Origin of the sequence: Pedobacter segetis (assembly GCF_016623585.1) — a bacterium.
GTDB lineage: Bacteria > Bacteroidota > Bacteroidia > Sphingobacteriales > Sphingobacteriaceae > Pseudopedobacter > Pseudopedobacter segetis.
In genome coordinates this window covers 95,470-113,148 of record NZ_JAEHFY010000012.1, presented here as the reverse complement: position 1 = coordinate 113,148, position 17,679 = coordinate 95,470, and the positions used below count along the sequence as shown (strand labels likewise).

The following is a 17,679-nucleotide window of genomic DNA, read 5'->3' as shown; positions in this document are numbered from 1 at the left end:
TGAAACATTAATTTAAGCTTATAATATTATCGAAGATGAATTTATCATCAATATTTTTTTCTAAATAAAAGTAGTGATGATTGAGTTTATTAAGAAACAACTAATAAACCTTAAACCTGCTAAGTAAACTTAAATATATTAAATTTTAAATGCTTTTTACAAAAATAAACGATTGGCAAATTAATTTTAAATGGTAAAACTAATTTCAAACTGGCTAGTTTAATTATATTTGTTATCCTCATTAAATAAATTTTCTATAGTATAAAAAATATAAAATGTTAAAATCAAATTCTCAAAGAATCTTACTAACAGTATTTTTGGTTTCATCTTTTTCTTTGCTCAAAGCGCAAGAAAAAGATAGTTTAAATACGGCCGAAAAAATTTACAGGGCAACTCCAGATAAAATAAACGATTTAGTAAATACCAAACTAGATGTAAAGTTTGATTATAAAAAAGCCTATCTGTATGGTAAGGCCTGGATAACCTTAAAACCTCATTTTTATCCTACAAATTCGCTCACGTTAGATGCCAAAGGGATGGACATTAAAAACGTTTCTATATTGAACGGAAGTATCAATAGCCCGTTGAAGTTTACCTATGATAGTTTGCAGCTCAAAATTAATTTGGGCAAAACTTATACCTCATCAGAAAATTACACCATTTATATTGCCTATACCTCTAAACCTAATGAATTTAAGACCAAAGGTAGCCAGGCCATTACTGATGCCAAAGGCCTGTATTTTATCAATCCGGATAGTACCGTAAAAGGTAAACCTGTTCAGATTTGGACACAAGGAGAAACAGAAGGCTCTTCGGTTTGGTTCCCTACAATAGATCATCCAAACCAAAAAACTACTGAAGAAATCATCATGACGGTTCCTGCCAAATATGTTACGCTCTCTAACGGGGCTTTAATATCCCAAAAGAAAAATAACGATGGTACCAGAACAGACACTTGGAAAATGGATAAACCTCACTCGCCATATTTGTTTATGATGGCTGTTGGCGATTTTAAAATCTATCATGATAAATATAAAAATATCCCGGTAGATTATTATTTAGAACCAGCTTATGCGCCTTATGCAAAAGATATTTTTGGTAAAACGCCAGAGATGATCGCTTTCTACTCTAAAAAATTAGGCGTAGAATACCCATGGAATAAATATGCCCAAATTGTGGTAAGGGATTATGTTAGTGGTGCCATGGAAAATACCACCGCAACTTTACACGGCGAATATGTGCAACAAACCAAAAGAGAATTATTGGATGGCAGTAACGGCGAAGAAACCATTGCCCACGAACTTTTTCATCAATGGTTTGGAGATTATGTAACTACCGAGAGTTGGAGCAATTTATCGGTAAACGAATCTTTTGCTGATTTTAGCGAGACTTTATGGGCAGAACATTCTGAAGGCAGAGATGCGGGCGATGCGCATAACTATGAATCTATGCAAGCTTATCTAGGCACTCCGGATGCTAAAACAAAAGACTTAATTCGTTTCCATTATAACGATAAAGAAGATATGTTTGATGTGGTAACTTATCAAAAAGGAGGTAGGATATTAAATATGTTGAGGAATTATTTAGGTGAGGATGCTTTTTTTAAAGGATTAAGCCTTTACCTAAAAACCAATGCTTTTGGTAGCGGAGAAGCCCAACAACTACGTTTAGCCTTAGAACAAGTTAGTGGTAAAGATTTAAACTGGTTCTTTAACCAATGGTATTACGGTGCGGGCAATCCCGATCTAACGATAGATTATAAATGGAATGAAACGGCCAAAACCGAAACTGTTTACCTAACCCAGAAACAAAAAGCAGATGCGTTTATCTTGCCCATGAAAATTGATGTTTATGCCAACGGTAAAAAATTTACCCAGAATTATTGGATGAAAAGCAAAACAGATTCTATCTGTTTCCCTTTAAATAACAAACCAGATCTGGTAAACGTAGATGCCGATAAAATTTTGTTGATGAGCAAAAAGGACAATAAAACCATCCAAGAATTTGCATTCCAGTACAAAAATGCACCTTTATATGTAGATAGATTAGAAGCTATACAAGCGGCCATCAAAAATATTAAAACTAAAGAAGGACTAGATATTTTAATTGCCGCCTTAAAAGACCCTTACTATGGATTGCGTATTGATGCCATCAACAATTTGAAGCTAGATAACGAAGATGTTAAAAAGCAGATTCTTTCAACTATTATAAACATTGCCAAAACAGATCCTAAAACTTTGGTTAGGGCTGCGGCTATAGAGTCTTTGGGGAACCTTCAGGATAAAAATTACATGGCATTATTTACTGACGCATTAAAAAATCCATCTTATGCAATTGATGGTGCTGCACTAAACTCAATTGCCGCATTAGATATGTCGCAAGCTAAAATATTAGCCAAAACTTTAGAAAAAGATAGTAAAGGGCCTTTAGCCACAGCAATTGTTAATGTTTACAGCGTAGAAGGTGGAGATGAAGAGTTTCCGTACGTTTATAAATCTTTTACCGAAGCGGGTGTGCAAACAAAATTTCAATTGATACCAGGTTTTGCGAGTATATTAATGAATGTCGACAATTTAGATAACCTCAAGAAAGGATTGGCAGAATTAAAATCTATGGCTAAACAATACAAAACCTATGGTGTGGATAGATATGTAAACGTAATGCTCAATAATGTGGTTAAGAGCAAGCAAAATGATTTAGAAAAAGCTAAAGAGAGTGATAAGCAAAATATTGATGCTCAAATAAAAGAGACTCAAAAAACCATTGATGAGATAAGCAAATTATAAAGTAGATGTCCCAATTTATATAAAATCCCATTTCTTATAATTTTAGAAATGGGATTTTTTTATTAAAATATCTGTTAAAAAATCAACAATAAATTAAGTTTCTGATTATATAAAATAAAAAAAACCTCTAACAACTAAATGTTAAAGGCTTTTAAAATATTTATGAAACTAATTACTCAGCAGATTTTTCATCTTTAGAATCAGAACCTTCTTCGGTTTCAGGAGCTTCTTCAACTTTAGCTTCTGTTTTTGGTGCTTCTTCTTTAACTTCTGTGTCAGTAGTTTCTTCAGCTACAACTTCGTCTTTCTTAGTATCAGCTTTAACATCTGTTGCTTTAGCTTTTGATCCAGAACCTCTTCTACGAGTAGATTTTTTCTCTACCTTGGTATCCTTGTTGTAAACATCATTAAAGTCAACCAATTCAATTAATGCCATTTCGGCATTATCTCCTAAACGATTAGGTAACTTTACAATACGAGTGTAACCACCGGGGCGGTTAGCCACTTTCTCCGCAACCTCACGAAACAGAGTAGTTACAACTTCTTTGTTTTGCAAATAAGCAAATACAGTACGACGTGAATGAGTAGTATCGTTTTTTGATTTTGTGATGATTGGTTCAACATAAACACGTAATGCTTTAGCTTTAGCCAAAGTGGTAGTGATACGTTTGTGTTCGATAAGCGAAGAGGCCATATTTGCCAACATTGCTTTTCTGTGGGCGGTTTTACGACCTAAGTGATTAAATTTCTTTCCGTGTCTCATTATTCTAATATTTGCGCATACCGTCAGCTCTAGCCAATATGGCGAACCGGGAATTATGCGTAATTTTCACTATTTATTCTTCGTCTAACTTAAATTTAGACAAGTTCATTCCAAAAGATAAACCTTTAGACTTTACTAATTCTTGAATCTCTGTTAATGATTTTTTACCAAAGTTCCTGAATTTTAACATATCAGCAACATCATAAGAAACCAACTCGGCCAATGATCTAATATCTGCAGCTTTTAAGCAATTTAATGCTCTAACAGAAAGATCAAGATCCACTAATTCTGTTTTCAAGATTTTACGCATGTGTAAAACTTCTTCGTCAACCTCTTTAGTTTCTTCTTTAGCTTGAGATTCCAATACTAAGTTCTCATCAGAGAACAGCATAAAGTGTTGTATTAATATCTTAGCGGCTTCTTTTAGTGCTTCTTCTGGATGTATAGAACCATCAGTAGTGATATCTAAAACCAATTTTTCGTAATCGGTTTTTTGCTCTACCCTAAAGTTCTCAATGGTATATTTTACATTTTTGATAGGCGTATAAATAGAGTCTATGGCAATCACACCAACCGGTGCATCCATATTCTTGTTTTCTTCTGCAGCTACGTAACCCCTACCTTTGTTAATGGTCAATTCTATTTCTAAAGTAACAGAGCTTTCCATGTTACAAACAACAAAATCAGGATTTAACACCTCAAAGTTGTTAGAGAATTTGGTAATATCTCCAGCCTTAAAAGATTCTTGATTGCTGATGATCACAAATATTTTTTCGTTATCGCCAGAATCGCCGGTTTTCTTAAAGCGTACCTGTTTAAGATTCAAAATGATATCAACAACATCTTCTGCCACACCTTTGATAGTAGAAAATTCGTGAGAAACACCTGAAAAACGAACTGAAGTAATTGCAAAACCCTCTAATGAAGAAAGTAAGATTCTTCTTAGTGAGTTACCTATGGTAACGCCAAAACCAGGTTCCAATGGTCTAAATTCAAACGTACCATCAAAATCCGTAGATTTTTGCATAATAACTTTATCGGGTCTCTGAAATGCTAAAATTGTCATTTATTTGCCTTTTGTTAATGTTAATTTTGGATAAATAAGAATTGCCGAATTAATCGGCAATTCAATAATATCATTATTTAGAGTACAACTCGACGATTAAGTTTTCCTTGATGTTTTCAGGAATACTTTCACGCTCTGGATATTGTAAAAATTTACCAGATAAAGATTTTGCATCCCATTCTAACCAGTTATACTTGTTTATTGTACGAGCGGCAACAGAGTTTGTGATAATTTCTAATGCTTTAGATTTCTCTCTTACTTCTACAACATCGCCAGCCTTTAAAGTATAAGATGGTATATTCACCAATTCACCGTTTACTAAAATATGCCTATGAGATACTAATTGGCGAGCACCAGACCTTGTTGGGGAAATACCTAAACGGTAAACCGCATTATCTAACCTAGCTTCTAGCAATTGCAGTAAGTTTGTTCCCGTAATACCTTCTCTTGCTGAGGCTTTTTTGAAAAGATTAGAGAATTGTTTTTCTAATACACCATAAGTGTATTTTACTTTTTGCTTCTCTTGTAACTGGGTTGCGTATTCAGACTGCTTTCCTCTTCTTTTAGAAGCACCATGCTGTCCTGGGGGATAGTTTTTTCTATCTAGTGCCTTATCAGGACCAAAAATTGGTTCTCTGAATTTACGGGCGATCTTGGATTTTGGTCCTGTATATCTTGCCATTGTTTTGTCTTTAAAGTATCTTCCCAACTCAATCGGGAGAATCTTATCTTTAAAATTGATTAATTAAACTCTTCTTCTTTTTGGAGGACGACATCCGTTGTGCGGAAGTGGAGTAATGTCCTTGATTGTAGTAACTTCTAAACCTGAGTTTTGTAAAGTACGGATCGCTGATTCACGACCAGAACCTGGCCCTTTAACAAAAACTTCCACTTTACGTAAACCCAAATCATGAGCTGCCTTACCGCAATCTATTGCTGCTTGTGAAGCTGCATACGGAGTGTTCTTTTTAGAACCTTTAAACCCTTGTTTACCTGCCGAAGACCAAGAAATTGTTTGGCCTTGATTGTTTGTAAGGGTAATGATAATGTTATTAAAGGTAGCGTTGATATGTGCTTGCCCAACAGGCTCAACAATAACTAAACGCTTTTTAGTAACTTTCTTTGACTTAGCCATCTTTTAAATCAATTAATTATTTAGTAGCTTTTTTCTTATTAGCAACAGTTTTTCTCTTTCCTTTACGGGTACGAGAATTATTTTTGGTCCTTTGCCCACGTAGTGGTAAACCTTTCCTGTGACGTAGTCCTCTGTAACATCCAATATCCATTAAACGTTTGATGTTTAATTGAACTTCAGAGCGAAGTTGCCCTTCCACTTTGATAGATTCATTGATGATGTTACGGATTGCTGTTAATTCTTCATCGGTCCAATCTTGAACTTTTTTATCAACGCTGATTTCAGCTTGCTTCAATATAGATTGAGCAGTGCTTCTTCCAATTCCGAAGATATAAGTAAGGCCGATTTCTCCTCTTTTGTTTTTTGGTAAATCAATACCTGCTATCCTTGCCATTTAATATTTATTGATTTTTTAAAATTAACCTTGACGCTGCTTAAACTTCGGGTTCTTTTTATTGATCACGTACAATTTTCCTTTTCTACGGATCACCTTGCAATCAGCGCTGCGTTTTTTAATGGATGCTCTAACTTTCATTTTATTTATACCTATAAGTTATTCTACCTTTTGTAAGATCATAAGGAGACATTTCTAATTTAACCCTATCTCCTGGCAAAATTTTGATGTAGTGCATCCTCATTTTGCCTGATATATGGGCAATAATCTCATGACCATTCTCTAACTCAACACGGAACATTGCATTTGATAATGCTTCTTTTATGATACCGTCTTGTTCAATAGAGGATTGTTTTGCCATATTTCTTTGATTTTTACTTAATTAGCACCGCCTAAAGCGGGACGCAAAATTAAGCAAATATTTTTAAAATCCTATTTTTTATTTAAAACTTGTTCTATCTCTTCAAAAGACGAAAGAACATCGGCTTTGCCCTTCTTTATTGCAACTGTATGCTCGTAATGTGCAGACGATTTTTTATCAATAGTAGAAACTGTCCATCCATCATCCCAAAATTTTACCCCTGCTTTACCCGCGTTGATCATTGGTTCTATGGCGATAACCATCCCCTCTTCCAACTTGATGCCGTTACCCCTTCTGCCGTAATTTGCAACATCCGGTTTTTCATGTAATTTAACGCCAACACCATGTCCTACCAATTCTTTTACCACCCCAAAACCAAAACTCTCTGCGTGATGTTGTATGGCATAACCTATATCTCCTAATCTATTTCCCACAACAGCTTTTTCTATTCCTAAATAAAGGCATTCTTTAGTTACTTTTAATAAAAGCTCATCTTCTTGGCTAATCTCACCAATGGCATAGGTATAGGCAGAGTCTCCATAATAACCATTCTTTACCACACCACAATCTACAGAAAGCACATCTCCTTCTTTAAGTTGATAATTACTTGGAAAACCGTGAACAACTTGATCATTCAAGCTAATACATAGAGAGGCTGGAAAGCCATTATAGTTCAAAAATGCAGGTTTACCGCCATTATCCCTTATAAATTCTTCTGCTACTTTGTCTAGGGCTTTTGTTGTAACACCGGGTGCGATCAACTTGGCAACCTCTGCGTGGCTTTTACCAACTAATAAAGAGCTATGTCTTATTAATTCAATCTGTTCGGCTGTTTTATAGATGATTTTGCTCGACATTGTAGAACTAAATTACGGTTCCGGTACCTGCTACGGCAGAGGGAGTACGTCCTTTAATTCTTCCCGTTTTCATCAAACCATCATAATGGCGCATCAATAAATGACTTTCAACTTGTTGCAATGTATCCAAAACAACTGCTACCAAGATCAATAAAGATGTTCCTCCAAAGAAATGGGCGAACTGAGAATTAACACCTGCAATTATTGCAAAAGCAGGCAAGATTGCTATAACCGCTAAAAATATCGAACCTGGAAAAGTGATCCTCGATATGATTGCATCTATAAAATCGGCTGTTGTTTTACCTGGCTTAACACCTGGCACAAAACCTCCGTTCTTTTTCATATCATCTGCCATTTGATTAGGATTAATTGTAATGGCAGTATAGAAAAAGGTAAATAGAATAATTAAAATAGCAAAAGTAAAATTATAGGTAAAAGATGTATAATCACTAAAAGAAGCCAGCCAAGATGATTGCGCATTTGGGAAAAACTGACCAATAGTAGAAGGAATAAACATAATTGCTTGTGCAAAAATGATCGGCATTACCCCAGCAGCGTTAAGCTTCAAAGGAATATATTGCCTAACTCCACCATATTGTTTATTACCAACGATTTTTTTGGCATATTGTACGGGAACTTTTCTGGTTCCTTGGATTACTAAAACCGTAAATATCACTACGCCAAATAACGCTACAAACTCAATAAAGAATGCTATTAAACCTCCTTGTCCATTTTGTCTGCTCATAAACTCGGCTCCAATACCGTAAGGCAATTGTGCGATGATGCCAACCATGATCAATATTGAAATACCATTTCCAATACCTTTATCTGTAATTTTTTCTCCCATCCACATCACAAACATAGTTCCAGCCGTTAGGATGAAAACCGATGAAATGGTAAACAAAGGATCGCTGAACAACCTAGCTTCTGGTGCTATTTGAGATTTAACATACCCAATTGCTTGCAACGCTGTAATTCCGATTGTTAAATAACGGGTAATTTGGTCAATTTTTTTCCTTCCGCTCTCACCTTCTTTTTGCATTTTTTGAAAATAAGGTACCGCGATACCCAATAACTGAACTACGATAGATGCAGAAATGTAAGGCATTACTCCAAGTGCAAAAATGGATGCCCTAGAGAATGAACCTCCTGCAAACATATTTAACAAGCCAAGCAAGCCCTCTTTTGCAGATTGATTAGATAGGGAATTGTGATCTACACCTGGCAATACGATGAAAGATCCTATCCTGTACACCAAAAGAATTAAGAGTGTGTATAAAATACGCACTCTTAATTCCTCAATTTTCCAAATATTGGATAAAGTTGTGAAAAGCTTCTTCATTAATTATATTTTTTCTACAGAACCGCCTAATGCCTCAATTGCTTTTTGGGCTGCTACTGTAAATGCGTGTGCTTTAACGTCTAATTTAACTTTAACTTCGCCCCTACCCATGATTTTCACAACATCATTTTTTGAAACCAGGCCATGTTCTTTTAATGCGGCAAAATCTATGGTTTTTAAATCAAACTTCTCTACCAATTTCTGTAAAACATCAAGGTTAACACCCACGTACTCTACCCTGTTAGGGTTTTTGAAACCTACTTTTGGTACACGACGTTGTAATGGCATCTGACCGCCTTCAAAACCGACCTTTGAAGAATAGCCAGAACGGGATTGCGCTCCCTTATGCCCTTTTGTTGATGTTCCACCACGGCCAGAACCGGTACCACGACCAATTCTTTTTCTATTTTTTATTGAACCTTCTGCAGGTTTTAAATTACTTAAATTCATGGTAATTATACTTTTTCTATGGCTACCAAATGGTTTACTTTTTTAACCATTCCGATAATAGCCGGATTAGCTTCTACTTCTACGCTAGCGTTCATTTTTCTTAACCCTAAGGCTTGCATAGTTCTTTTTTGGCGCTCGCTTCTATCAATAACGCTCTTAATCTGGGTAATTTTGATTTTTGCCATTTTTTTAACCGTTAAAAACTTTATTTAATGAAACACCTCTATGTTGAGCTACGGTTTGCGCATCTCTTAATTTAGATAAAGCAGAAATTGTTGCTTTAACCACGTTATGAGGATTAGAAGACCCTTTAGACTTAGCTAATACATTATGTACACCTGCAGATTCTAAAACAGCCCTCATCGCACCACCAGCAATAACTCCGGTACCATTTGCAGCTGGTTTTAAAAACACAAACCCTCCAGAAAACTTACCAATCTGCTCATGCGGGATAGTACTGTTTATGATAGGGACTTTAACCAAGTTCTTTTTGGCATCATCTATACCTTTAGAAATAGCCTCAGTTACCTCTTTAGCCTTTCCTAAACCGTAACCCACTACGCCGTTTTCATCACCTACCACTACTATTGCCGAGAAACTGAATGTACGACCTCCCTTGGTAACCTTTGCAACACGTTGGATGCTTACCAAACGATCTTTTAATTCTATCTCGTTTGCTTTTACTCTCTTTATATTTATAGTTGACATTTTCTACTTTAATTAAAAGATTAAACCACCTTCACGAGCACCATCGGCCAATGATTTTATACGACCATGATACAGGTAACCATTTCTATCAAAAACTACTTCTGTAATCCCAGCAGCAATGGCCTTTTCTGCAACCTTTTTACCCACTTCTTTGGATTGATCTATCTTGGTACCAGTTGTACTAAAATCCTTTTCAGCAGATGAAGCAGCAACTAATGTTCTACCGTCAACATCATTGATGATTTGAGCATATATACCTTTGTTACTTCTAAATACGGATAAACGTGGACGTTCGTTAGAACCAGTAATTCTTTTTCTGATTCCTTTTTTTATTCTTTCCCTACGGGATAATTTAATTTTTCCTGCCATGATCGTTATTTTTTAGATGCTGACTTACCAGCTTTTCTTCTCAACTGCTCGCCAACAAACTTGATACCCTTACCTTTATAAGGCTCTGGTGCTCTTAATGAGCGAATTTTTGCAGCAACTTGTCCCAATAATTGTTTATCGATTGATTCTAAAATAATAGTTGGGTTTTTACCTTTTTCTGCTGTTGTTTCTACCTTAATTTCTGGTGGAAGTGAGAAAATGATATGGTGTGAAAATCCTAAAACCAAATCCAAGGTGTTGCCCTGATTTGTTGCTCTATAACCAACACCAACAAGCTCTTGTTGTATTTTATAACCTTCTGTAACGCCAACCACCATGTTATTGATTAATGAACGATACAAACCATGTAGGGCTTTGTGCCTTTTTTGCTCAGTAGGACGTGATACAATGATGTTTCCATCTTCTTCAGAAACTTTTATATCCGAATCTACTTTTTGAGATAATTCTCCTTTTGGACCTTTAACAGTCACTTCGTTATCCGCCGAAATTTTTAATGTAACACCGTTGGGGATTAATATGGGCGCTTTACCTATTCTTGACATTGCTTTCTCCTCCTATTAGTAAACGTAACATAAAACCTCACCACCTACATTTAACTGTTTAGCTTCTTTATCGGTCATAACACCTTTTGAAGTTGACATGATGGCAATACCTAAACCATTTAATACCCTAGGCATATTGCCCATTCCTGCATATTTTCTCAAACCCGGCTTACTGATCCTATCAATGTTGCGTATTGCTGGGATTTTAGTAATTGGGTGATACTTTAAAGCAACTTTTATTGTTCCCTGAACATCATTATCCTCAAATTTGTAGTTTGTGATGTAACCTTTCTCAAAAAGAACTTTCGTAATCTCTTTTTTAAGGTTTGATGCAGGAATTTCTACAACCCTATGGTTGGCCTTAATGGCATTCCTTACTCTTGTAAGATAATCTGCGATTGGATCTGTGTACATTATTATTGTTTATGATGGTGGTTTCTATGACCGCTTGTGGCAAAGACCTTCCATCTGTTAAATTCTTTATATTAGAAAATAAATTTGAGCCCCAGAACAATAGATTCTTGAGTTTCAAATTTACATTTTAAACCTTAGTGTTACCAACTGGCTTTGGTAATCCCTGGGATTTTTCCTGCCAATGCCATCTCGCGGAAAGTAACCCTTGAAATACCGAATTGACGCATATACCCTCTTGGACGACCGGTTAATTTACATCTATTATGTAAACGAACAGCAGAAGAGTTTTTTGGTAATTTATCTAATCCTTCGTAATCTCCGGCGGCTTTTAACGCTTCTCTTTTATCAGCGTATTTAGCTACCATTTTCTGACGCTTTAATTCGCGAGCTTTTATTCCTTCTTTAGCCATTATGAACTATATTATGATTTTTGAAAGGTAAACCGAATGCCTTTAATAACTCAAGTGCCTCAACATCTGTATTTGCAGAAGTCACAAAAGTAATATCCATTCCTTGTATTTTGTTTATTTTATCAATATTAATTTCTGGGAATATGATTTGCTCTGATATACCTAAGGTATAATTTCCTTTACCATCAAAACCTTTATCATTGATACCTTTAAAATCACGGATACGAGGCAATGCAACTGAGATCAAACGATCTAAAAACTCGAACATATTATTATCACGTAGCGTAACACGCACACCAACCGGCATACCTTTACGCAACTTGAAGTTCGAAATATCCTTCTTAGATTTGGCAGAAATTGCTTGTTGACCCGTAATAGTAGTCAATTCGGTAATTGCCGATTCTACAACTTTTTTATCAGTTACACCAGCACCAACACCTTGGTTGATAGCTATCTTTTGTAACTTAGGTACTTGCATTATGCTCTTATATTGGAATTTTTCCTTAAGAGCAGATACAACTTCCTCTTTATATTTATTCTTTAATCTTGGTGCGTAAGCCATTACTTAATTTCCTCCCCAGATTTTTTAGCTATTCTAGTTATTTTCCCATCCTCATTTCTTTTTCTAGCGATACGAGTAGCATTACCTGATTTAGGATCTACTAACATTACGTTAGAAATATGTATTGGGGCTTCCATTTTGTTTATACCACCGTTTGGGTTAGCAGCGTTTGGTTTAGTATGTTTAGATACCATATTAGCACCTTCTACTATCACGCGATTAGTTTTGGTAATCACTTCAACTACTTTACCTTTCTGACCTTTTGAATCTCCGGCTATTACTTTTACTAAATCTCCTTTACGAATGTTTAGCTTTACTTTTTTTGTCTTTTCCATATTACAATACCTCCGGTGCTAATGACACAATTTTCATGAATTGTTTCTCACGCAGCTCTCTTGCAACAGGGCCGAAAATACGGGTTCCTCTTGGCTCGTCTTGTGCATTCAACAAAACGGCTGCATTATCATCAAAACGGATATAAGAACCGTCTTTTCTTCTAATTTCTTTTTTAGTTCTTACAACTACGGCCTTAGACACTGTACCTTTTTTGATGTTTCCTGATGGTAATGCACTTTTTACGGTTACAACCACTTTGTCTCCAATTGAGGCATATCTTTTACCGGTACCGCCCAACACTCTAATTACTAAAACCTGTTTAGCACCCGAATTGTCGGCAACATTCAATCTTGATTCCTGTTGTACCATTTTTTACTTAGCCCTTTCTAAAATTTCAACTAATCTCCAGTTTTTGTTCTTACTCAGCGGACGTGTCTCCATGATCAATACAGTATCACCGATACCGCAATCATTCTTCTCGTCATGAGCCATAAATTTGGTAGTTGTCTTAACAAACTTACCATAAATAGGGTGTTTCACTTTTCTCTCAACTGCCACAACGATAGATTTATCCATCTTGTTGCTCATTACCAACCCTGTTCTTGTTTTTCTTAATTTTCTTTCCATTTCAACTGTAAAAATTATGAATTACTTTCAGAGGTTGCCTTAGCTTTACGCTGAGTTAATTCAGTATTTAGGCGAGCCACTACTTTTCTCGCATTTTTAATTCTTGTAGGATTTTCTATAGCAGAAACTGTATGGGCAAACTTTAATTTTGTCAAGGTTGCTTTCTCGTCCTGAATTCTGGCAACGATCTCTTCGTTAGACAGCTCTTTAATTTCTGAGTATTTCATCGTTATTATAATTATGCTTCTACGTAATCTCTACGTACTACAAATTTCGTTTGAACTGGTAATTTCTGGGCAGCTAAACGCATTGCTTCTTTGGCTACTTCAAAAGGCACACCTTCGGCCTCGAAAAGGATCCTACCTGGTCTCACAACGGCTACCCAATATTCTGGGGCACCTTTACCTTTACCCATACGCACTTCAGCTGGCTTTTTAGTAACTGGTTTATCAGGAAATATGCGGATCCAAACCTGACCCTCACGTTTCATGAAACGAGTTACGGCAATACGAGCAGCTTCTATCTGGCGGCTGGTAATCCAGCTTTCTTCTAATGATTTTATTCCGAATGAACCGAATGATAACTCAGCACCACGGGTAGCTAAACCCTTCATCCTGCCTTTTTGCATCTTTCTGAACTTCGTTCTTTTTGGCTGTAACATTACTTAATCTTTAAATCGTTAAACGATGGTTTTTTAATTATCTTTTTCCTCTTGGAGCACCTGCACCACCTCTGTTGTTTCCACCACGGTTGCCGCCTTTTCTATCGCCACCACGGTCGTTACGATCACCGCGTGGAGAAAAGTTAGCACCTGGCTTATCGCCTTTACCAGTGTTTGCACCTATGTTAGGAGAAAGATCTCTCTTACCATAAACTTCGCCTTTACAAATCCAAACCTTAACCCCTATTTTACCATAAGTGGTTAAAGCTTCGCCTAAAGCATAGTCAATGTCAGCTCTCAAAGTATGTAATGGAGTTCTTCCATCTTTATATTGTTCGCTACGAGCCATCTCTGCTCCACCTAATCTACCAGAACACATAATCTTAATCCCCTCTGCCCCCATTCTCATGGTTGCTGCGATAGAAGTTTTCATGGCTCTTCTGAAAGATATTCTTGCCTCTAATTGTTTGGCAACCCCGTCTGCAACTAATTGAGCATCAAGCTCTGGGCGTTTGATTTCAAATATGTTGATTTGAACATCTTTCTTAGTTAATTTCTTTAACTCTTCTTTGATTTTATCAACCTCTGAACCACCTTTTCCTATCACAATACCCGGACGAGCTGTGTGAATAGTTACGGTTATACGCTTTAAAGTTCTTTCGATAACCACTTTAGAAACACCACCTTTTGCTATACGAGCAGATAGATATTTCCTGATTTTTTCGTCCTCAACTAATTTATCAGCGTAGTTGTTACCGCCGTACCAGTTAGAATCCCATCCTCTTACGATGCCTAACCTTAGTCCTATTGGATTAGCTTTTTGTCCCATTTCTACTTAATTAGTTTGAGGTTCTACATTCTTACTATCTACTACCAAAGTTACATGGTTAGAACGCTTGCGTATTCTGTATCCACGACCTTGTGGAGCTGGTCTCAAGCGCTTTAGTTGACGGCCGCCATCCACCATTACGGTTTTAACGAATAACTCCGCTTCTTCTGGGCGTTGCCCCTCATTTTTTGATTCCCAATTTTTAATGGCCGACAATAAAAGTTTCTCAACTCTTATAGCTGCTTCTTTGTTGGTAAATTTTAATATGTAAAGTGCCTTTTCTACACGCTCACCTCTGATCAAATCTACAACCAGTCTCATTTTACGAGGTGAAGTGGGGCAATTATTTAATTTTGCTATTGCTTCCATTGCTTTTATCTTTTCTTATCAGAATGCCCTCTAAATGTTCTGGTTGGTGCAAATTCTCCTAATTTATGGCCAACCATGTTTTCTGTTACGTACACAGGGATAAATTTATTCCCGTTGTGCACCGCAAATGTATGACCTACGAAATCCGGAGATATCATTGATCTTCTAGACCATGTTTTAATTACGGTCTTTTTACCTGCATCATTCATTGTAGAAACTTTCTTATCTACGTTATGATCTATATAAGGTCCTTTTTTAATCGAACGAGCCATTATTTCTTCCTCCTAGCTATGATTAAACGATTTGAGTTCTTTTTCTTATCACGGGTTTTGTAACCTTTAGATAATAAGCCTTTTCTTGAGCGTGGATGCCCACCTGATGACCTACCTTCACCACCACCCATTGGGTGATCTACCGGGTTCATGGCAACACCTCTTACTCTTGGCCTGCGACCTAACCAACGTTTTCTACCCGCTTTACCTAACACTTCATTTGAATGTTCTGAGTTAGATACCGTTCCGATAGTTGCTGTGCAAGTAACTAAGATCAAACGAGTTTCGCCAGAAGGCATTTTAATGGTTGCATATTTTCCGTCTCTTGCTGCTAATTGAGCATAAGAACCAGCACTTCTTGCAATTTGTGCTCCTCTGCCAGGGTTTAATTCAATAGCATGAATAATAGAACCCAGTGGGATATTAGCCAGTTTAATGTTGTTACCCAATTCAGGGGCAACGGCATCACCGGCAACAACTTTATCGCCAACTTTGATTCCTTCCGGAGCGATCATGTATCTCTTTTCTCCGTCTGCATAATGTAACAGTGCAATGTGGGCAGTACGATTTGGATCGTATTCTATAGTTGCTACTGTTGCGGGGATATCTTTTTTATCGCGTTTAAAATCTATTAGTCGGTACAATTGCTTGTGACCCCCACCGACATAACGCATAGTCATTTTACCAGTATTGTTTCTACCACCAGACTTGCTTTGTTTCACAACAAGCGATTTTTCAGGTACGTTGGTAGTGATTTCACTAAAATCGTTACCAACTCTGAAACGAGTTCCGGGGGTTACTGGTTTAAATTTTCTTAAGCCCATAATTTAATTAAATATTGCTGTAAAAGTCAATAACTTCACCTTCTTTTAAGGTAACCACTGCTTTTTTGTATTTAGCAGCCCTACCTGATACCATACCAGCTTTGGTTGATCTGGTTTTTAATTTACCAACAACAACCATTGTATTTACTGAATCGATATTTACGCCATACATGGCTTCTATTGCAGATTTGATTTGCAATTTGTTTGCTCTTTGATCACATTGAAAAGTATAACGGTTCAACTTTTCAGTTAACATAGTAGCTTTTTCTGTCAATACAGGTTTTCTTAAAATTTCCATATTACTTGGCTAATGCCTCCTCCAATGTTTTAACCGAACCGGTTGTGAATACTAATTTTCTTGCGTTCAAGACATCATAAGTGTTTAAATCACTTGCAACCACCACTTTAGCACCTTGTATATTCCTACTAGCTAGGTAAACATTTTTATTTGCATCGGATAAAACCAATAAGGTTTTTTGACCTGTGAAATTTAATGCTCCTAATAAACTGGTAAAGTTTTTAGTCTTAGCTGTATCGAAATTGAAATCTTCTAAAATTACAACGTTATTGTCTTTTGCCTTGTAAGCTAATGCAGATTTACGGGCCAAAGCTTTCAGTTTTTTATTTAGCTTGAAACTGTAATCACGTGGTTGAGGGCCGAAGATTCTACCACCACCATTAAATAATGGAGATTTAATACTTCCCGCTCTTGCGCCACCTGTTCCTTTTTGCTTATAAAGCTTACGGGTAGATCCAGCAATCTCATTACGTTGCTTAGACTTGTGCGTACCTTGGCGTTGGTTAGCCAAAAATTGCTTAACATCTAAATAGATAGCATGGTCATTTGGTTCGATACCGAAGATATCTTTAGAAAGCTGCACCTTGGCACCTGTTTCTTTACCTGATATGTTTAAAACTTTAACTTCCATCTTACTTTTCTATTAAAACATAAGAACCTTTAGCTCCCGGGATTGAACCGCTTACTACTAATAAATTTTGCTCTGCAAAAATCTTAACGACTTGGAGATTTTGAATTTTTACCCTATCACCTCCGGTTCTGCCAGCCATTCTCATTCCTTTAAAAACCCTTGATGGATAAGAAGAAGCACCCAAAGAACCTGGGGCTCTTAAACGGTTATGCTGACCGTGAGTTTGCATACCCACACCGCTAAAACCATGGCGTTTAACAACACCTTGAAAACCTTTTCCTTTAGAAGTACCCACTACATCTACGTAATCGCCTTCTACAAAAAGATTGACATCAACTGTTTCTCCTAAGGTTTTTTCTTCTGTAAAATACTTAAACTCCACTACTTTACGCTTTGGAGTTGTACCAGCTTTTTCAAAATGACCTTTTAGGGGAGCAGTAGTGTTTTTTTCTTTTTTCTCATCGTAAGCTAATTGCACTGATGCGTAGCCATCATTCTCGATGGTTTTTACTTGTGTCACTACACAAGGTCCAGCCTCTATAACAGTACATGGTATGTTTTTACCGTCTGCGTCGAATATGCTGGTCATTCCTACTTTTTTTCCAATAATTCCTGACATTTCTTAATTTAATTAACACCCATCGAAGCAGTA

At 36.5% G+C, this 17,679-nt stretch carries 30 protein-coding genes; 1 reads left to right on the top strand and 29 read right to left on the bottom strand.

The window, feature by feature from the left end:
- The first annotated feature begins 275 nt into the window (after positions 1-275).
- Positions 276-2,786 carry a M1 family aminopeptidase gene (locus I5M32_RS09940; RefSeq protein WP_200586082.1) on the top strand — a complete coding sequence of 837 codons (2,511 nt, stop codon included), beginning with the start codon at positions 276-278 and terminating at the stop codon, positions 2,784-2,786.
- Between the two features lie 172 nt (positions 2,787-2,958).
- Here the strand turns inward: I5M32_RS09940 and rplQ are convergent, their stop codons facing one another.
- The 29 genes from rplQ to rplC all read right to left on the bottom strand — a co-directional run bounded on the left by rplQ (position 2,959) and on the right by rplC (position 17,646).
- The gene (gene rplQ / locus I5M32_RS09935) at positions 2,959-3,549 is read right to left on the bottom strand and encodes a 50S ribosomal protein L17 (protein ID WP_200586081.1); all 591 of its coding nucleotides are present in this window, start codon (positions 3,547-3,549) and stop codon (positions 2,959-2,961) included.
- Between the two features lie 73 nt (positions 3,550-3,622).
- Positions 3,623-4,615 (bottom strand): DNA-directed RNA polymerase subunit alpha, encoded by a 993-nt coding sequence (locus I5M32_RS09930; RefSeq protein WP_200586080.1) that lies wholly within the window; start codon positions 4,613-4,615, stop codon positions 3,623-3,625.
- A 73-nt stretch (positions 4,616-4,688) separates the two neighbouring features.
- Positions 4,689-5,297 carry a 30S ribosomal protein S4 gene (rpsD, locus tag I5M32_RS09925; protein ID WP_200586079.1) on the bottom strand — a complete coding sequence of 203 codons (609 nt, stop codon included), beginning with the start codon at positions 5,295-5,297 and terminating at the stop codon, positions 4,689-4,691.
- 63 nt (positions 5,298-5,360) lie between these two features.
- The gene (rpsK, locus tag I5M32_RS09920; protein WP_200586078.1) at positions 5,361-5,750 is read right to left on the bottom strand and encodes a 30S ribosomal protein S11; all 390 of its coding nucleotides are present in this window, start codon (positions 5,748-5,750) and stop codon (positions 5,361-5,363) included.
- Between the two features lie 16 nt (positions 5,751-5,766).
- Entirely contained in the window at positions 5,767-6,144 is a 378-nt protein-coding gene (gene rpsM / locus I5M32_RS09915; protein ID WP_200586077.1) for a 30S ribosomal protein S13, read from the bottom strand.
- A gap of 24 nt (positions 6,145-6,168) precedes the next feature.
- The gene (ykgO, locus tag I5M32_RS09910) at positions 6,169-6,285 is read right to left on the bottom strand and encodes a type B 50S ribosomal protein L36 (RefSeq protein WP_081701372.1); all 117 of its coding nucleotides are present in this window, start codon (positions 6,283-6,285) and stop codon (positions 6,169-6,171) included.
- A gap of 1 nt (position 6,286) precedes the next feature.
- Positions 6,287-6,505 (bottom strand): translation initiation factor IF-1, encoded by a 219-nt coding sequence (gene infA, locus I5M32_RS09905; RefSeq protein ID WP_017257530.1) that lies wholly within the window; start codon positions 6,503-6,505, stop codon positions 6,287-6,289.
- Positions 6,506-6,576: 71 nt separating this feature from the next.
- On the bottom strand, positions 6,577-7,362 hold the full coding sequence (gene map / locus I5M32_RS09900) for a type I methionyl aminopeptidase (protein WP_200586076.1): 786 nt from the start codon (positions 7,360-7,362) through the stop codon (positions 6,577-6,579).
- 7 nt (positions 7,363-7,369) lie between these two features.
- Positions 7,370-8,704 carry a preprotein translocase subunit SecY gene (secY, locus tag I5M32_RS09895; protein ID WP_200586075.1) on the bottom strand — a complete coding sequence of 445 codons (1,335 nt, stop codon included), beginning with the start codon at positions 8,702-8,704 and terminating at the stop codon, positions 7,370-7,372.
- A gap of 3 nt (positions 8,705-8,707) precedes the next feature.
- On the bottom strand, positions 8,708-9,154 hold the full coding sequence (gene rplO / locus I5M32_RS09890; protein ID WP_200586074.1) for a 50S ribosomal protein L15: 447 nt from the start codon (positions 9,152-9,154) through the stop codon (positions 8,708-8,710).
- Between the two features lie 5 nt (positions 9,155-9,159).
- Positions 9,160-9,339 carry a 50S ribosomal protein L30 gene (gene rpmD, locus I5M32_RS09885; protein WP_200586073.1) on the bottom strand — a complete coding sequence of 60 codons (180 nt, stop codon included), beginning with the start codon at positions 9,337-9,339 and terminating at the stop codon, positions 9,160-9,162.
- 4 nt (positions 9,340-9,343) lie between these two features.
- On the bottom strand, positions 9,344-9,862 hold the full coding sequence (gene rpsE, locus I5M32_RS09880; RefSeq protein WP_200586072.1) for a 30S ribosomal protein S5: 519 nt from the start codon (positions 9,860-9,862) through the stop codon (positions 9,344-9,346).
- A gap of 12 nt (positions 9,863-9,874) precedes the next feature.
- Positions 9,875-10,231, bottom strand: coding sequence for a 50S ribosomal protein L18 (rplR, locus tag I5M32_RS09875; RefSeq protein ID WP_200586071.1), 357 nt, complete (start codon positions 10,229-10,231; stop codon positions 9,875-9,877).
- Positions 10,232-10,236: 5 nt separating this feature from the next.
- On the bottom strand, positions 10,237-10,794 hold the full coding sequence (rplF, locus tag I5M32_RS09870; protein ID WP_200586070.1) for a 50S ribosomal protein L6: 558 nt from the start codon (positions 10,792-10,794) through the stop codon (positions 10,237-10,239).
- Positions 10,795-10,809: 15 nt separating this feature from the next.
- Positions 10,810-11,208, bottom strand: a complete 399-nt coding sequence (gene rpsH / locus I5M32_RS09865; RefSeq protein ID WP_200586069.1) for a 30S ribosomal protein S8 — start codon at positions 11,206-11,208, stop codon at positions 10,810-10,812.
- 140 nt (positions 11,209-11,348) lie between these two features.
- A complete protein-coding gene (gene rpsN / locus I5M32_RS09860) occupies positions 11,349-11,618 on the bottom strand; it encodes a 30S ribosomal protein S14 (protein WP_200586068.1) in 270 nt (89 codons plus the stop codon).
- Positions 11,611-12,180: a 50S ribosomal protein L5 gene (rplE, locus tag I5M32_RS09855; protein ID WP_200586067.1), complete on the bottom strand. Its 570-nt coding sequence runs from the start codon at positions 12,178-12,180 to the stop codon at positions 11,611-11,613. The genes rpsN and rplE overlap by 8 nt, the downstream gene beginning before the upstream one ends.
- Positions 12,180-12,515: a 50S ribosomal protein L24 gene (gene rplX / locus I5M32_RS09850; RefSeq protein ID WP_200586066.1), complete on the bottom strand. Its 336-nt coding sequence runs from the start codon at positions 12,513-12,515 to the stop codon at positions 12,180-12,182. Before rplX ends, rplE begins: the two co-directional genes overlap by 1 nt.
- A 1-nt stretch (position 12,516) precedes the next feature.
- On the bottom strand, positions 12,517-12,885 hold the full coding sequence (gene rplN / locus I5M32_RS09845) for a 50S ribosomal protein L14 (protein ID WP_199120978.1): 369 nt from the start codon (positions 12,883-12,885) through the stop codon (positions 12,517-12,519).
- A gap of 3 nt (positions 12,886-12,888) precedes the next feature.
- The gene (rpsQ, locus tag I5M32_RS09840; RefSeq protein ID WP_200586065.1) at positions 12,889-13,143 is read right to left on the bottom strand and encodes a 30S ribosomal protein S17; all 255 of its coding nucleotides are present in this window, start codon (positions 13,141-13,143) and stop codon (positions 12,889-12,891) included.
- Between the two features lie 14 nt (positions 13,144-13,157).
- Positions 13,158-13,370 carry a 50S ribosomal protein L29 gene (gene rpmC, locus I5M32_RS09835; RefSeq protein WP_200586064.1) on the bottom strand — a complete coding sequence of 71 codons (213 nt, stop codon included), beginning with the start codon at positions 13,368-13,370 and terminating at the stop codon, positions 13,158-13,160.
- An 11-nt stretch (positions 13,371-13,381) separates the two neighbouring features.
- A complete protein-coding gene (gene rplP / locus I5M32_RS09830; RefSeq protein ID WP_200586063.1) occupies positions 13,382-13,804 on the bottom strand; it encodes a 50S ribosomal protein L16 in 423 nt (140 codons plus the stop codon).
- Between the two features lie 37 nt (positions 13,805-13,841).
- The gene (gene rpsC / locus I5M32_RS09825) at positions 13,842-14,633 is read right to left on the bottom strand and encodes a 30S ribosomal protein S3 (protein ID WP_200586062.1); all 792 of its coding nucleotides are present in this window, start codon (positions 14,631-14,633) and stop codon (positions 13,842-13,844) included.
- Positions 14,634-14,639: 6 nt separating this feature from the next.
- Complete coding sequence (rplV, locus tag I5M32_RS09820) at positions 14,640-15,002, bottom strand: 50S ribosomal protein L22 (protein WP_200586061.1); 363 nt, start codon at positions 15,000-15,002, stop codon at positions 14,640-14,642.
- Positions 15,003-15,007: 5 nt separating this feature from the next.
- Complete coding sequence (gene rpsS / locus I5M32_RS09815) at positions 15,008-15,274, bottom strand: 30S ribosomal protein S19 (RefSeq protein WP_200586060.1); 267 nt, start codon at positions 15,272-15,274, stop codon at positions 15,008-15,010.
- The gene (rplB, locus tag I5M32_RS09810; protein WP_200586059.1) at positions 15,274-16,098 is read right to left on the bottom strand and encodes a 50S ribosomal protein L2; all 825 of its coding nucleotides are present in this window, start codon (positions 16,096-16,098) and stop codon (positions 15,274-15,276) included. Before rplB ends, rpsS begins: the two co-directional genes overlap by 1 nt.
- A gap of 7 nt (positions 16,099-16,105) precedes the next feature.
- The gene (gene rplW, locus I5M32_RS09805) at positions 16,106-16,396 is read right to left on the bottom strand and encodes a 50S ribosomal protein L23 (RefSeq protein ID WP_200586058.1); all 291 of its coding nucleotides are present in this window, start codon (positions 16,394-16,396) and stop codon (positions 16,106-16,108) included.
- Position 16,397: 1 nt separating this feature from the next.
- Entirely contained in the window at positions 16,398-17,027 is a 630-nt protein-coding gene (gene rplD / locus I5M32_RS09800) for a 50S ribosomal protein L4 (RefSeq protein ID WP_200586057.1), read from the bottom strand.
- A gap of 1 nt (position 17,028) precedes the next feature.
- The gene (gene rplC / locus I5M32_RS09795) at positions 17,029-17,646 is read right to left on the bottom strand and encodes a 50S ribosomal protein L3 (protein ID WP_200586056.1); all 618 of its coding nucleotides are present in this window, start codon (positions 17,644-17,646) and stop codon (positions 17,029-17,031) included.
- Positions 17,647-17,679 lie beyond the last annotated feature (33 nt).

Bases quoted from the DNA above. Each gene is read 5' to 3' on its own strand.
- I5M32_RS09940 (WP_200586082.1), top strand. From the start codon at position 276: ATGTTAAAATCAAATTCTCAAAGAATCTTACTAACAGTATTTTTGGTT.
- rplQ (WP_200586081.1), bottom strand. From the start codon at position 3,549: ATGAGACACGGAAAGAAATTTAATCACTTAGGTCGTAAAACCGCCCAC.
- I5M32_RS09930 (WP_200586080.1), bottom strand. From the start codon at position 4,615: ATGACAATTTTAGCATTTCAGAGACCCGATAAAGTTATTATGCAAAAA.
- rpsD (WP_200586079.1), bottom strand. From the start codon at position 5,297: ATGGCAAGATATACAGGACCAAAATCCAAGATCGCCCGTAAATTCAGA.
- rpsK (WP_200586078.1), bottom strand. From the start codon at position 5,750: ATGGCTAAGTCAAAGAAAGTTACTAAAAAGCGTTTAGTTATTGTTGAG.
- rpsM (WP_200586077.1), bottom strand. From the start codon at position 6,144: ATGGCAAGGATAGCAGGTATTGATTTACCAAAAAACAAAAGAGGAGAA.
- ykgO (WP_081701372.1), bottom strand. From the start codon at position 6,285: ATGAAAGTTAGAGCATCCATTAAAAAACGCAGCGCTGATTGCAAGGTG.
- infA (WP_017257530.1), bottom strand. From the start codon at position 6,505: ATGGCAAAACAATCCTCTATTGAACAAGACGGTATCATAAAAGAAGCA.
- map (WP_200586076.1), bottom strand. From the start codon at position 7,362: ATGTCGAGCAAAATCATCTATAAAACAGCCGAACAGATTGAATTAATA.
- secY (WP_200586075.1), bottom strand. From the start codon at position 8,704: ATGAAGAAGCTTTTCACAACTTTATCCAATATTTGGAAAATTGAGGAA.
- rplO (WP_200586074.1), bottom strand. From the start codon at position 9,154: ATGAATTTAAGTAATTTAAAACCTGCAGAAGGTTCAATAAAAAATAGA.
- rpmD (WP_200586073.1), bottom strand. From the start codon at position 9,339: ATGGCAAAAATCAAAATTACCCAGATTAAGAGCGTTATTGATAGAAGC.
- rpsE (WP_200586072.1), bottom strand. From the start codon at position 9,862: ATGTCAACTATAAATATAAAGAGAGTAAAAGCAAACGAGATAGAATTA.
- rplR (WP_200586071.1), bottom strand. From the start codon at position 10,231: ATGGCAGGAAAAATTAAATTATCCCGTAGGGAAAGAATAAAAAAAGGA.
- rplF (WP_200586070.1), bottom strand. From the start codon at position 10,794: ATGTCAAGAATAGGTAAAGCGCCCATATTAATCCCCAACGGTGTTACA.
- rpsH (WP_200586069.1), bottom strand. From the start codon at position 11,208: ATGTACACAGATCCAATCGCAGATTATCTTACAAGAGTAAGGAATGCC.
- rpsN (WP_200586068.1), bottom strand. From the start codon at position 11,618: ATGGCTAAAGAAGGAATAAAAGCTCGCGAATTAAAGCGTCAGAAAATG.
- rplE (WP_200586067.1), bottom strand. From the start codon at position 12,180: ATGGCTTACGCACCAAGATTAAAGAATAAATATAAAGAGGAAGTTGTA.
- rplX (WP_200586066.1), bottom strand. From the start codon at position 12,515: ATGGAAAAGACAAAAAAAGTAAAGCTAAACATTCGTAAAGGAGATTTA.
- rplN (WP_199120978.1), bottom strand. From the start codon at position 12,885: ATGGTACAACAGGAATCAAGATTGAATGTTGCCGACAATTCGGGTGCT.
- rpsQ (WP_200586065.1), bottom strand. From the start codon at position 13,143: ATGGAAAGAAAATTAAGAAAAACAAGAACAGGGTTGGTAATGAGCAAC.
- rpmC (WP_200586064.1), bottom strand. From the start codon at position 13,370: ATGAAATACTCAGAAATTAAAGAGCTGTCTAACGAAGAGATCGTTGCC.
- rplP (WP_200586063.1), bottom strand. From the start codon at position 13,804: ATGTTACAGCCAAAAAGAACGAAGTTCAGAAAGATGCAAAAAGGCAGG.
- rpsC (WP_200586062.1), bottom strand. From the start codon at position 14,633: ATGGGACAAAAAGCTAATCCAATAGGACTAAGGTTAGGCATCGTAAGA.
- rplV (WP_200586061.1), bottom strand. From the start codon at position 15,002: ATGGAAGCAATAGCAAAATTAAATAATTGCCCCACTTCACCTCGTAAA.
- rpsS (WP_200586060.1), bottom strand. From the start codon at position 15,274: ATGGCTCGTTCGATTAAAAAAGGACCTTATATAGATCATAACGTAGAT.
- rplB (WP_200586059.1), bottom strand. From the start codon at position 16,098: ATGGGCTTAAGAAAATTTAAACCAGTAACCCCCGGAACTCGTTTCAGA.
- rplW (WP_200586058.1), bottom strand. From the start codon at position 16,396: ATGGAAATTTTAAGAAAACCTGTATTGACAGAAAAAGCTACTATGTTA.
- rplD (WP_200586057.1), bottom strand. From the start codon at position 17,027: ATGGAAGTTAAAGTTTTAAACATATCAGGTAAAGAAACAGGTGCCAAG.
- rplC (WP_200586056.1), bottom strand. From the start codon at position 17,646: ATGTCAGGAATTATTGGAAAAAAAGTAGGAATGACCAGCATATTCGAC.